This window comes from Phocaeicola barnesiae DSM 18169 = JCM 13652 (assembly GCF_000374585.1).
Classification (GTDB): Bacteria; Bacteroidota; Bacteroidia; order Bacteroidales; family Bacteroidaceae; genus Phocaeicola; species Phocaeicola barnesiae.
This window is the reverse complement of the sequence record NZ_KB894649.1, coordinates 1-13,062: the sequence shown is the minus strand read 5'-3', so window position 1 is coordinate 13,062 and position 13,062 is coordinate 1. Positions and strand designations below refer to the sequence as shown.

At 51.0% G+C, this 13,062-nt stretch carries 12 protein-coding genes; 10 read left to right on the top strand and 2 right to left on the bottom strand.

The genetic code is table 11. From position 1 onward, the window contains the following. The first annotated feature begins 78 nt into the window (after window positions 1–78). The 10 genes from C510_RS0108125 (at window position 79) to rfbD (ending at window position 10,569) form a co-directional block, all read left to right on the top strand. Window positions 79–1,407: a DEAD/DEAH box helicase gene (locus C510_RS0108125; protein WP_018710850.1), complete on the top strand. Its 1,329-nt coding sequence runs from the start codon at window positions 79–81 to the stop codon at window positions 1,405–1,407. Window positions 1,408–1,733: 326 nt separating this feature from the next. Then, window positions 1,734–2,804 (top strand): 3-phosphoserine/phosphohydroxythreonine transaminase, encoded by a 1,071-nt coding sequence (gene serC / locus C510_RS0108115; RefSeq protein ID WP_018710848.1) that lies wholly within the window; start codon window positions 1,734–1,736, stop codon window positions 2,802–2,804. Between the two features lie 81 nt (window positions 2,805–2,885). Next, complete coding sequence (locus tag C510_RS0108110) at window positions 2,886–3,806, top strand: NAD(P)-dependent oxidoreductase (RefSeq protein ID WP_018710847.1); 921 nt, start codon at window positions 2,886–2,888, stop codon at window positions 3,804–3,806. Window positions 3,807–3,877: 71 nt separating this feature from the next. Then, window positions 3,878–5,125, top strand: a complete 1,248-nt coding sequence (locus C510_RS0108105) for a DUF1015 domain-containing protein (protein ID WP_018710846.1) — start codon at window positions 3,878–3,880, stop codon at window positions 5,123–5,125. 168 nt (window positions 5,126–5,293) lie between these two features. After that, window positions 5,294–5,911, top strand: a complete 618-nt coding sequence (locus C510_RS0108100; RefSeq protein WP_025892350.1) for an IMPACT family protein — start codon at window positions 5,294–5,296, stop codon at window positions 5,909–5,911. A gap of 64 nt (window positions 5,912–5,975) precedes the next feature. Beyond that, complete coding sequence (locus C510_RS0108095) at window positions 5,976–7,013, top strand: porin (RefSeq protein WP_018710844.1); 1,038 nt, start codon at window positions 5,976–5,978, stop codon at window positions 7,011–7,013. Window positions 7,014–7,144: 131 nt separating this feature from the next. Beyond that, window positions 7,145–8,173 (top strand): L,D-transpeptidase, encoded by a 1,029-nt coding sequence (locus C510_RS0108090; protein WP_018710843.1) that lies wholly within the window; start codon window positions 7,145–7,147, stop codon window positions 8,171–8,173. An 80-nt stretch (window positions 8,174–8,253) separates the two neighbouring features. Next, the gene (locus C510_RS0108085) at window positions 8,254–8,964 is read left to right on the top strand and encodes a murein L,D-transpeptidase catalytic domain family protein (protein ID WP_018710842.1); all 711 of its coding nucleotides are present in this window, start codon (window positions 8,254–8,256) and stop codon (window positions 8,962–8,964) included. A gap of 15 nt (window positions 8,965–8,979) precedes the next feature. Further along, window positions 8,980–9,531 carry a dTDP-4-dehydrorhamnose 3,5-epimerase gene (rfbC, locus tag C510_RS0108080; RefSeq protein ID WP_018710841.1) on the top strand — a complete coding sequence of 184 codons (552 nt, stop codon included), beginning with the start codon at window positions 8,980–8,982 and terminating at the stop codon, window positions 9,529–9,531. Window positions 9,532–9,669: 138 nt separating this feature from the next. Further along, window positions 9,670–10,569 carry a dTDP-4-dehydrorhamnose reductase gene (gene rfbD / locus C510_RS0108075; protein ID WP_022340022.1) on the top strand — a complete coding sequence of 300 codons (900 nt, stop codon included), beginning with the start codon at window positions 9,670–9,672 and terminating at the stop codon, window positions 10,567–10,569. Between the two features lie 98 nt (window positions 10,570–10,667). On the opposite strand, the gene C510_RS0108070 is transcribed toward rfbD, so the two are convergent. Next, the gene (locus C510_RS0108070) at window positions 10,668–11,996 is read right to left on the bottom strand and encodes a nucleotide sugar dehydrogenase (protein WP_018710839.1); all 1,329 of its coding nucleotides are present in this window, start codon (window positions 11,994–11,996) and stop codon (window positions 10,668–10,670) included. Window positions 11,997–12,096: 100 nt separating this feature from the next. Beyond that, window positions 12,097–13,062: PD-(D/E)XK nuclease family transposase (locus C510_RS0108065; RefSeq protein ID WP_018710838.1), on the bottom strand; the 966-nt coding region annotated here is incomplete at its 5' end.

Sequence of the window (13,062 nt, the reverse complement as noted above, 5' to 3'; positions counted from 1 at the left end):
CAAGATTCATGGGGAATTTGTATGGGTTTTTGAATACTTTTACTATCTTTGTGAAAATGATTACATCTAAAACTGAATATGGAGATAAACTTACAGACTATTCTGACCCGATTGAATATCGAACAGTTGAGCCCGATGCAGCAACGTGTGTGGGAGGCTGGAAGAAAAGGAGATGACCTGATTTTGCTTTCACCTACCGGAACCGGTAAGACCCTGGCTTTTCTGTTGCCTTTGGTTGAGGCTTTGCGTCCGGGTATGAATGGGGTACAGGCGGTGGTATTGGTACCTTCGCGTGAACTGGCTCTTCAGATAGAGCAGGTGTTCAAGGCCATGGGTACGGGATTTAAGGTGATGAGCTGTTACGGTGGACGTCCGGCCATGGAGGAACACCGGACGATGAACAGCCTGCACCCGGATGTCATTATCGGTACCCCGGGACGTATGAACGACCACCTGAACAAGCAGAATTTCGATGCGGAGACGGTCCGCCTGCTGGTCATCGATGAGTTCGACAAGAGCCTGGAGCTGGGCTTCCAGGAAGAGATGGCGGCAGTCATCGGTGCATTGACCCGGCTGAAGCAGCGCTTCCTGTTGTCGGCTACCGATGCCGAAGAGATTCCCCGGTTTACCGGTGTGGACCGCCGTACACGGAAGCTGAACTTCCTGACGGACGAAGAAACGCCTGCAGCCGCTTCCTTACAGGTCTATTGTGTACCTTCTCCCATTAAGGATAAACTGGAAACCCTCTACCGGCTGGTCTGCTCGGTAGGTAACGAACCGACCCTGGTATTCTGTAATTACCGCGAGAGTGTGGATCGGGTAGGGAAGTACCTTCATTCCGTGAAAGTGTATTGCGAGACCTTCCACGGAGGAATGGAGCAGGAGGACAGGGAACGTGCCTTGTACAAGTTCCGTAACGGGAGTTGCCATATCTTTATCTCTACCGACCTGGCTGCCCGTGGCCTGGACATTCCTGAAATCAAAAATGTGGTACATTATCACTTGCCTGCCGCCGAAGACGGTTACATCCACCGGAACGGACGTACGGCCCGTTGGGATGCGGAAGGAAAAGCCTACTTGATTCTGGGTCCTGAAGAGACGATGCCTGATTTTGTTCCGGCCGATATCGAAACTTTCGTTTTCCCCGAACCGTTGCCCCAACCGGAGTTGCCGGAATTTCTTACCTTATATATAGGAAAAGGCAAGAAAGACAAAATCAATAAAGTGGATATCGTGGGCTTCCTTTCGAAGAAGGGCGGACTGAACCGGGAAGAAATCGGTCGGGTCGATGTGAAAGACCATTATGCCTTTGCCGCCATTTCGCGGAAAAAGGCCCGTCAGGTACTGGCGCTTATCCGGAACGAAAAGATCAAGGGAGTCAAGACACTGATTGAACCAGCCAAATAGAGGCCGGTGAGTTCTTCTCAGGGTACCGTGCCGGGGTGAAGGGCTGTGAAAAAGTTTGGAACGTTTTTTCTGGCGTTCGGTGAGCAAAGTCAAACAGGATGGAGGCGAAGCCGGACAAAACAGAGGTAATGTCATTCAAATTTCTTTCATAGCATTGCTGATATGTGTCAATCTGATAGTAAAAAGAAAGTCTGTTTTCGTAAATTGAAAGAGAAATTTTGATTTTATTGGAAATTTATCACATAAATCTTTGGAAGTATCAAAATAATCGCTAATTTCGCATCTGTAGAATTAAGAACTGAATGTTTAACCAAAACAATATTCCCATGAAAAAACATAATTTTAATGCGGGACCCTCTATCCTGCCACGCGAGGTGATTGAAAATGCAGCACAGGCTATTCTTGATTTCAATGGCTCGGGACTTTCGTTGATGGAGATCAGTCACCGTGCTAAAGACTTCCAGCCGGTAGTGGACGAAGCTGTCGCTTTGTTCAAGGAACTTCTGAATATCCCGGAAGGTTACTCGGTACTGTTCCTGGGAGGTGGTGCAAGCATGGAATTCTGTATGGTTCCCTATAATTTCCTCGAAAAGAAAGCCGCTTATCTGAATACCGGTACATGGGCCAAGAAGGCCATGAAGGAAGCCAAAGGCTTCGGCGAGACCATCGAAGTCGCTTCTTCCGAAAAAGACGGCTACACATATATCCCGAAGAATTATGAAGTTCCTGCCGATGCGGACTATTTCCATATTACGACCAACAATACCATCTACGGTACAGAATTGCATGCCGATCCGGATGTCAATGTTCCGTTGGTAGGCGATATGTCATCGGATATCTTCTCTCGTCCGGTCGATGTTTCCAAATACATCTGTATCTACGGAGGTGCCCAGAAGAACCTGGCTCCGGCCGGCGTGACTTTCGTTATCGTGAAGAACGATGCGTTGGGTAAGGTGAGCCGTTACATCCCGACGATGCTGAATTATCAGACTCATGTGGATAAAGGCTCTATGTTCAATACTCCTCCGGTAGTTCCTATCTATGTGGCTTTGCAGACTTTACGTTGGGTGAAGGCTCAGGGTGGCGTGGAAGAGATGCAGCGCAGAGCGCAGGCCCGTGCCAAACTGCTGTACGATGAAATAGACCGTAACAAGTTGTTCCGTGGTACCGTAACGAACGTAGAAGACCGTTCGCTGATGAACATCTGCTTCGTGATGGCCGATGAATACAAGGATCTGGAAGCCGACTTCCTGAAGTTCGCTACAGAGAGAGGCATGGTCGGTATCAAAGGACACCGTTCAGTCGGTGGCTTCCGTGCTTCCTGCTACAATGCTTTGCCGATAGAAAGTGTACAGGCTTTGGTAGACTGTATGCAGGAATTTGAAAAATTGCATTAATCATCCCTTTTTAATATAACCGGGATAAGGACGTGTGGAGAAAGAGTATGCACGTCCTTATTTCTTTAAAATCTGAAACCTATGAAAGTATTAGTCGCTACAGAAAAACCGTTCGCAAAGATTGCGGTAGACGGTATCCGTAAGGAAGTGGAAGCTGCTGGTTATGAATTGGCTTTACTGGAAAAATATACAGAGAAACAGGCATTGCTGGATGCCGTAAAGGATGCGAACGCTATCATCATCCGAAGTGATATCATCGATAAGGAAGTGTTTGATGCCGCTCCGAACCTGAAGATTGTGGTACGTGCCGGTGCAGGTTACGATAATGTAGACTTGGAAGCTGCCACAGCTCATGGCGTATGCGTCATGAATACGCCGGGACAGAACTCGAATGCGGTAGCCGAACTGGTATTCGGTATGCTCATCATGGCTGTCCGTAATTTCTACGACGGCAAGTCAGGTACAGAGTTGAAGGGCAAGAAACTGGGTATTCACGCTTACGGTAATGTGGGACGTAACGTAGCCCGTATCGCCAAGGGTATCGGTATGGACATCTATGCTTACGATGCGTATTGCCCGAAGGAAGTGATGGAAGCCGACGGTATTAAGGCGCTGGATTCTGCCGAAGAACTGTATGCTACCTGCGACATCGTTTCACTCCATATCCCGGCTACTCCCGAAACCAAGAACTCCATCAACTACGCATTGGTGAACCGCTTGCCGAAGAACGGTATTCTGGTGAATACGGCCCGTAAGGAAGTCATCAACGAGGCCGAACTCATCCAGCTGATGGATGAACGTGCCGATTTGAAGTATATTACGGATATCATGCCGGTGGCAAACGAGATCTTTGCCGCCAAATTCCCCGGCCGTTATTTCTCTACCCCGAAAAAGATGGGGGCACAGACGGCCGAAGCCAATATCAATGCCGGTATTGCGGCTGCCCGGCAGATTGTAGGCTTTTTGAGAGACGGCTGTGAGAAATTCCGTGTAAATAAATAAGTTTGAATTTACCGACCATGAAAATGGCCCTCATCTTCATGGTCGGATTTTTAAAGATAATCTGAAACGTTATGGCAATAGTAAAACCATTTAGAGGAATCCGTCCTCCCCAGGAATGGGTGGAGCAGGTCGTTTCCCGTCCTTACGATGTATTGAATTCGGAAGAGGCACGTCAGGAAGCTGCCGGTAACGAGAAATCCCTGTATCACATCATCAAGCCGGAAATCGATTTTCCGGAGGGTACTGACGAGCACGATCCCAGTGTCTATGATAAGGCGGTCGAGAATTTCCAGGCGTTCCAGGATAAAGGCTGGCTGGTACAGGACAACAAGGAATGTTATTACATCTATGCGCAGACCATGAACGGAAAAACGCAATACGGTCTGGTAGTAGGCGCGTATGTACCCGATTACATGAACGGTGTCATCAAGAAGCACGAACTGACCCGCCGGGACAAGGAAGAAGACCGGATGAAGCATGTGCGCGTCAACAATGCCAACATCGAACCCGTATTCTTCGCTTACCCGGAGAATGCGCAGCTGGATGCATTGGTAGCCCGCTACACGGCCAAGCCGCCGGTATACGATTTCATTGCGCCGGGCGACGGTTTCGGTCATCAGTTCTGGGTGATCGATGACGATGCGGACATCGCTGCTATTACGAAGGCCTTCGCGTCCATGCCGGCGCTGTACATTGCCGACGGGCATCACCGGAGCGCAGCTGCTGCCTTGGTAGGTGCAGAGAAGGCGAAACAGAATCCCAACCACAAGGGCGATGAGGAGTATAATTACTTCATGGCGGTCTGCTTCCCGGCCGACCAGCTGACTATCATCGACTATAACCGGGTGGTGAAGGACTTGAACGGACTGACGCCCGAGGCATTCCTGAAAGCGCTGGAGAAACATTTCGTCGTAGAGGAGAAGGGAACGGAAATCTACAAGCCGGTAGCCCTGCATAACTTCTCGTTGTATCTGGCCGGAAAATGGTACAGCCTGACCGCCAAGGAAGGTACATACGATGATCACGACCCGATCGGGGTGCTCGATGTAACTATTTCCTCCAACCTGATTCTGGACGAAATCCTGGGCATTAAAGACCTGCGGAGCGACAAGCGTATCGATTTCGTCGGAGGAATCCGTGGCTTGGGTGAATTGAAGAAACGGGTGGATAGCGGCGAGATGGCTATGGCGTTGGCCTTGTATCCGGTGTCCATGAAGCAGCTGATGGATATTGCCGATAGCGGAAACATCATGCCTCCCAAGACTACCTGGTTCGAGCCGAAGCTACGTTCGGGACTGGTTATCCACAAGCTGGAGTAAACGGTCGGAAGCACGGTCCGAAAGGTTGTCCGTGGGGTTCAGATGATTAGATTTGTTGCAGGCTCCTGTGTCTCTGTCGATGCGGGAGCCTGTTTTTTTCACTCTCCCGGTTCTCGGAGCGGAACTTGTGCCGCATATCCGGAGAATTTTATTATTTTTGCCTGCATGATGCAAGAAGATACTTATAAGACGATTGAAGGAAGGTCTGAGTCCATTTATACCGAGAAGCGGAGCAAATTCATTGCGATCGCTCTTCCGGTACGTACCCTGTCCGAAATCAAGTCATGTCTGGAGGAATACCAGAAGAAATATTACGATGCCCGCCACGTCTGCTATGCCTACATGCTGGGGCCCGAACGGAAGGATTTCCGGGCAAACGACAACGGAGAGCCCTCGGGTACGGCGGGAAAGCCTATCCTGGGACAGATCCTCTCGAAGGAGCTGACCGATGTGCTGGTCATCGTGGTGCGCTATTTCGGCGGTATCAAGTTGGGCACGAGCGGCCTGATTGTGGCTTACCGTACGGCGGCGGCACAGGCGTTGGAAGAGGCCGTCGTCATTGAGAAGACAGTGGACGAGGACATTACCGTGATGTTCGAATATCCGTTTATGAACGATGTGATGCGGATTGTCAAGGAAGAAGGACCCGAAATCCTGGAGCAGTCCTACGACATGGATTGCCGGATGACCCTACGGATCCGTAAATCCTGTATGGACAGGTTGCGGAGCCGGTTGGAGAAAGTGGAGACCCTGCGTTTCCCCGATGACGATGTAACAGCTTTGTAATACGTTTGTCATATACAGGTTGCCGCTATCATATACTTTTGTGCCAGGAAACAAAGACCCATTGATGTATATGATTAAGAGACTTTTCTCAGTGATTTGTGTCGTATCCCTGGCCATCGGAGTACAGGCACAGGATTGGAAGGATTATCTGCCCAATATCCATGGAACGATACGTGGCAAGTATGAATACCAGACAACAACCGATGAACAGCGCTTTCAGGTACGTAATGCCCGTATCAGCCTCGACGGTAAGGTGCACGAGCTGGTAGGTTACAAGGCTGAAATCGATTTGTCGGACGAAGGACAGATCAAGATGCTGGATGCCTATGCCCGTGTTACTCCGGTGAAGGATTTCAATATAACCATCGGACAGATGCGTGTGCCTTTTACTATCGATGCACACCGTTCTCCGCATCAGCAGTATTTTGCCAACCGTTCCTTTATTGCCAAGCAGGTAGGTAATGTACGCGATGTCGGCGCTACACTGGGATATACGGTCCGTGAAGGATTCCCGCTGGTCATTGAGGGAGGATTGTTCAGTGGTTCAGGCTTGACGCAGCAGAAGGAGTGGCACCGCATTCTTTGTTATTCGGCCAAATTGCAACTGAAGCCGTGGGAAAATTATAACCTGTCTTTGAGCACCCAGCGTATCCGCCCAGCCGAAACGAATATCTACATGTACGATGCCGGTACGTATTACGAATGGAACAACTGGCACTTCGAGGTAGAAGGATTGTATAAGCATTATGATAATCACATGTTTTCCGATGTATGGGCAGTCGATGCCTTCGTCAATTACGACTGGTTCATCCGGAAAAAACATTTCCCTTTCAAGAAGATTTCATTCCTGGGCCGTTTCGATTACATGGGCGACCATAGTGACGGAACCACTTACGGAGAGGCCGGTTCCGACCGTGAAGGCCTGCTCACCATTACCGATTATGCCCGTAAGCGAATCACCGGTGGGGTGACATTCAGTTTCGGTAAGCCCTTCCAGGCCGACCTCCGGTTGAACTACGAAAAGTATTTCTACGATAACAATTCGCTGGCCAAGGCTTCCGAGCAGGATAAGATTGTGGTCGAGATGATGGTCCGTTTCTGAACATAGTCATATATTGCCGATATCCCGTTGCAAGGTGTTCCTTTCGTGAACTTTGCGGCGGGTTTTTTTGTTTACTAATTTGTAAGTAATATAAAAAATGTTATCTTTGTAAAACCTACAGGACATTGGCTATGAAGCGGATATTTCATACGGTGGTAGTGCTTTCGGCTTTCTTGTGTGGAAGCTGTAGTCACTCGGAGAGACAGGTACAGGAGGTTCCCGTTGTTCAGCAGGATTCCGCCTTGGTTGTTGTGGAGCCCGGTGAGTTGCCGTTTCAGGAGAAGCCTTTGTCCGAATCCGATATCGTACTCCTCCGCGAACTGCTGTATGACAAGTACACCCTCGACGATGTCTATCCCTACCGCGATACGGTGCGCGTCGTGAAATGGGACATTGTGCGCAAGAGTCTCGCTTTCATCGAAAACATGCAGGAACAGCCTGCCGCCTGGGGAGTCTTCCAGAATTACAAGAACCGGAACGGAGAGGCTCCTCTGGTGGCCACCTATCGCCGGAATGTCTACCGGAGAGTGTCCGATACACTCGGTGTGGAACGCTACCAGTCTGTTCCGCTCTACCTGCCGGCCGATACCGTGACTCCCATCCGTTACGGACGCGACGGTTCCCTGGCCGAAGTCCTTTCCCGCCAGGGAGGATTCTACAAGGTGAAGCCGGTCACGATCGATGAGGAATGGCTGATTCCCGAGCGATACCTCAAGCCTTTACCGGACAGCGTCTCTTTCCGTCACGTGGTGTTTGTGGACCGGAAAGACCAGAACATTGCTACCTTGGAATGGAAGGAGCGGGGTACCTGGTTCATCCGCAGTGTGAATCCGGCCACCACCGGCCTGCATAACCCGCCTTACGGGCAGGAGACCCCGTTGGGCCTGTTCCTGATTCAGGAAAAGAAGTCACGCATGGTCTTCCTGAAGGACGGTTCCTCGGCGGTAGGCGGATATGCTCCGTATGCCAGCCGGTTTACCAACGGTGCCTACATTCATGGCGTACCGGTCAACGTCCCGCGCACGGCCATGATTGAATACAGCTACACGCTGGGCACGACGCCCCGTTCGCACATGTGTGTACGGAATGCCACCTCGCATGCCAAGTTCGTGTTCGACTGGGCTCCGGTGGAGCAGTCCCTCGTGGTGGTCATCGAATAAGTTTCTACTTTTTAACATTCTGTCAGTGAACGGACTCAGATTTTATGGCTACCTTTGCAACCGTTTTCAGATAGTTTGTTATGCGGCGTATTGTAAGTTTATTGATTCTGTTTATTCTTCCTTCGTTTTTTACCTTGACAGGCAACCGGATCTGTGGGGGCCCTACCGCTCCGGCAGTCAATGCCCCGGCACGTTCAACCCTGTGTTCCTCCCTGTATCACGACATGCAGCTCGAGGGCGTTGTCAATTGGGAGGCGTTCCGCCAGGCCGTCACCGGTTATTACAAGATTTCCGGACGGAAGAAGAATATCCTTACGCTCATCGATTTCTCGAAACCTTCCACCGAGAAGCGTCTCTACGTGTTCGATATGGACCGGAAGAAACTGCTTTTCCATTCGGTGGTGTCACACGGTAAGAACAGCGGCGGAAATTACGCCACCTCTTTTTCCAACGAATACGGCTCCTACAAGAGCTCCCTGGGCTTCTATCTCACCGATAGCCCTTACCAGGGGAAGAACGGTTACTCCTTGCTGTTAGACGGCCTGGAGAAAGGAATCAACGACCGTGCCCGCCAACGTGCCATCGTGGTACACGGTGCGGCATACGCCGACCCTTCCGTAGCCCGTTCTGCCGGTCGTCTGGGAAGAAGTTTCGGTTGTCCGGCTGTTCCGAAGAATCTGTCAAAGCCCATCATCGATGCCATCAAAGGAGGAAGTGTCATCTTTATCTATGCCGAGTCGCCCGATTATCTGGCACATAGTTCCATTCTGGAGCGGGAGGATATCGGCTAACTTATTTTTGCGACTATGGAAGTAATCAAGACAGCAATAGAAGGCGTGGTCATCATCGAGCCACGAATCTTCAAGGATGCGAGAGGCTATTTCTTCGAGTCTTTCTCGCAGCGGGAGTTCGATGAAAAAGTGAAACCTGTCCGCTTCGTGCAGGACAATGAAAGCATGTCGTCCTACGGGGTGATGCGCGGACTGCATTTCCAGCGTCCGCCTTATACACAGAGCAAGCTGGTACGTTGTGTCAGAGGAGCCGTGCTCGATGTGGCGGTAGACATCCGCAAGGGAAGCCCTACCTACGGACAGCACGTGGCTGTCGAGCTCACGGAAGACAATCACCGCCAGTTCTTCATCCCCCAGGGCTTTGCCCACGGATTTGCCGTCTTGAGCGAAACGGCGGTTTTCCAGTACAAGTGCGATAATTTCTACCATCCCGAAGCGGACGGGGGAATCAGCATCCTGGATGAAAGTCTGGGCATCGACTGGCGGATTCCTATAGAAAAAGCCATTCTAAGCGAAAAGGATACCAGACATCCGCTGCTGAAGGATTTTGAGACACCATTTATTTAATGAATAATTAAAAATTAAAAACGACAGGAGCAAACCGTTCTTTTTGTTATTCACTATTCATTATTCATTATTCATTATTCATTATTCATTATTCATTATTCATTATTCATTATTCATTATTCATTGTTCATTAGTTACATGAAAATCTTAGTTACCGGTGCCAACGGCCAGTTGGGCAATGAAATGCGCATCCTGGCCAGGGAGACCAACGACACTTATATTTTTACAGACGTAACCACTCCGGAGGGTGTGGAAACCACTCTGCTGGACATTACGGATCTGGAGGCTGTACGCCGACTGGTGAAGGAACAGGGCGTGCAGTGCATCGTAAACTGTGCGGCTTATACTAACGTGGACAAGGCCGAAACGGATGAAGCGTTCTGCCGGACACTGAACGCAAAGGCCCCGCAGAACCTGGCCATCGCCATGAAGGAAGTGAACGGACTGCTGGTGCACGTCTCTACCGATTATGTCTTCGGAGGCGATCCCTACAACATCCCTTGCCGCGAAGACCAGCAGGGAACCCCGACAGGAGTCTATGGACAGACCAAGCTCGAAGGAGAGGAGTTCATCCGCCAGTCCGGATGCGATCATGTCATCCTGCGCACAGCCTGGCTCTATTCCGAGTTCGGCAAGAACTTCGTGAAGACCATGCTGAACCTGACCGCCACCAAACCCCAGCTGAATGTGGTGTTCGATCAGGCAGGTACCCCTACCTATGCATACGACCTGGCAGCAGCCATCGTGACCATCTTACGCGACTACGAGGCCGAACAGCCTTCCGCCGGCTATTCCAAGACCGGAATCTACCATTACAGCAACGAAGGAGTCTGCTCCTGGTACGATTTCACCAAGGTCATAGCCGCCCTGTCCGGCCATACTTCCTGCGATATCCGGCCTTGCCACAGCAACGAGTTCCCCAGTCCCGTGAAACGTCCGGCCTATTCGGTGCTCGACAAGACCAAGATCAAGGAAACTTTCGGGCTTCACATCCCTTATTGGATGGAATCCCTGAAGGTCTGCCTCTCCCGGCTCTGATTCCGGTAGCTGGCAGGCAGAAGAAAAAACGCTGTTCCGGTGCAGAAATGCGGTCTGCCGGAACAGCGTATATCGATTAACCAGACTCTCAACGTTGTTCAGTCTCTCCGGAAAATATCCCTCGTATACACCTTTTCCTTCACATCGTCCAGACAAGTGTCATAGCGGTTGGCGATGATGGCCTGTGCCTGTGCCTTGAAAGCCTCCAGGTCATTCACTACCTTCGAACCGAAGAACGAAGTGCCGTCTTCCAGGGTCGGTTCGTAGATGATGACGGTAGCTCCTTTCGCTTTGATGCGTTTCATCACTCCCTGGATGCTGCTCTGGCGGAAGTTGTCACTGTTCGACTTCATCGTCAGGCGGTACACCCCGATGATACATTCTTTCTCTGCCGACGGATTATAGTCCCCCCGGTTGTAATAATCGTAGTATCCCGCCATCTTCAGTACCCGGTCTGCAATGAAGTCCTTGCGGGTCCGGTTCGACTCCACGATGGCGTGAATCAGGTTCTCCGGTACATCCTGATAGTTGGCCAGCAGCTGTTTCGTGTCTTTCGGCAGGCAGTAGCCTCCGTAGCCGAAGCTCGGGTTGTTGTAGTGCGTGCCGATACGCGGGTCCAGGCAGATGCCCTGGATGATGGCCTGTGTGTCCAGTCCCTTCACCTCCGCATACGTATCCAGTTCGTTGAAGTACGATACCCGCAGTGCCAGGTACGTATTGGCGAACAGCTTCACCGCTTCTGCCTCCTTCAGTCCCATGAACAGGGTATCCACGTTTTCCTTGAGGGCACCTTCCTGCAGCAGGGCGGCAAATTCATGCGCCTTCTCTTCCAGTTGCTCTCCGGCGATGGCCCGGATGGCCTCGTTCTCTTCGTCCTGTCCGTCGATGAACTTCGGGTAGCCTACGATGATGCGGCTGGGGTAGAGGTTGTCATACAGCGCCTTGCTCTCCCGCAGGAATTCCGGCGAGAACAGCAGGTTGAACTTCTTGCCCTGCAAGGCAGGCGTGTTCTCGAATTTCGGGGCATACTTCACGTACAGGCTCCGGCAGTATCCCACCGGGATGGTACTCTTGATTACCATCACCGCGTCCGGGTTCACCTCCAGCACCAGGTCGATTACCTCCTCCACGTGGCTCGTGTCGAAGTAGTTCTTCACCGGGTCATAGTTGGTCGGTGCCGCTATTACGATGAAGTCCGCGTCCCGGTAGGCCGAAGCCCCGTCCAGGGTAGCTTTCAGGTTCAGTTCCTTTTCGGCCAGATACTTTTCGATGTACTCGTCCTGTATCGGGCTGATGCGGCGGTTTATTTTCTCCACCTTCTCCGGAATCACGTCTACCGCTGTTACCGGGTGATGCTGCGCCAGCAGCGTAGCGATCGAAAGTCCTACGTAGCCCGTTCCGGCTACTGCTATCTGATAATTTTTCATTTTCTATGGTTTTGGTTATGCTTCATGCGTCAATCTGTTGGTCTGAAGGATGGGCAGGTACCTCATTCTATTACGTTCCTACCTGCCATGAGAAGGTTTCCTATACCCGGTCTATTTCTTGGGCAGAAAGTCCGGTAGCGGCTTGAATCTGTTCGGATGTCAGTCCCAGCGCTTTCAAGTTGCGGGCAATGGCTCTTTTTTCCTCGTTTTTACCTTTCTCCATTCCTTTCTCCATTCCTTTCTCCAGCCCTTCTGCCATTCCTTTGGCACGACCTTCTTCCAGTCCTTTCTCCCGTCCTTCTTCCAGTCCCTGTTTCCATCCGGCCCTTCGGGCATCTTCTTCCACTATCCGACTTACCCGGTAGCGGTCCAGAGCCTTGTCGTAGGCTATTCGGTCTTCCATTGACAGGTTGGCTACGGCAGCCAGTTCCTCCAGGCGGTTGAACACCTGTTCCTTCAGTGCGTCGGGCATTCTGTTCCAGTGTTGCATATTTTTCAGTGTATAAATCAGTTTGTCATACAGTGTTTCACATTCATTCAGCTCCTTCTCGAAATAAGGGAACTGGAGATAAATCTGGCGGAAGTGCGGGTTTATCGTCTTTCCGCTTTCCCGGTCCGCTATCACCGTATCCGTACGGAATTTGGCTTCCAGTCCCGGTTCACGGAAATTCATCAGGAAGATACCGTATACGGTAGAGAGCTTGTATCTGGCTCCGTAGTAATCCGCTTTCTCTTCGCGGAGCATAAGGTCGTTTTCTTCCTCGGTCATCGGCTCATCGGTGCGGAGTTCACGTTCCTTTTTTCGTTTCTCGCGGATGTTCTCCACCTGTCTGCCTATGGCGCGGCACATGTAGAACAGCGTACGGTCCAGAAAGTTGCTGTGGAAGCGGTTCTGCATCTCCACGATGATGTACTCTCCCGTAGTAGTCAGGCAGTACAGGTCGTAGATGATGCCTGCGTCCGCTATGCTGTCGGAGTGGTTCTCCTTGTCCAGCAGGGTCAGGTTTTCTATCTGGTGTTCCCCTGCCAGCAGTTCGTTCAGCAGCGTGATGAGCAGTTCTTTGCT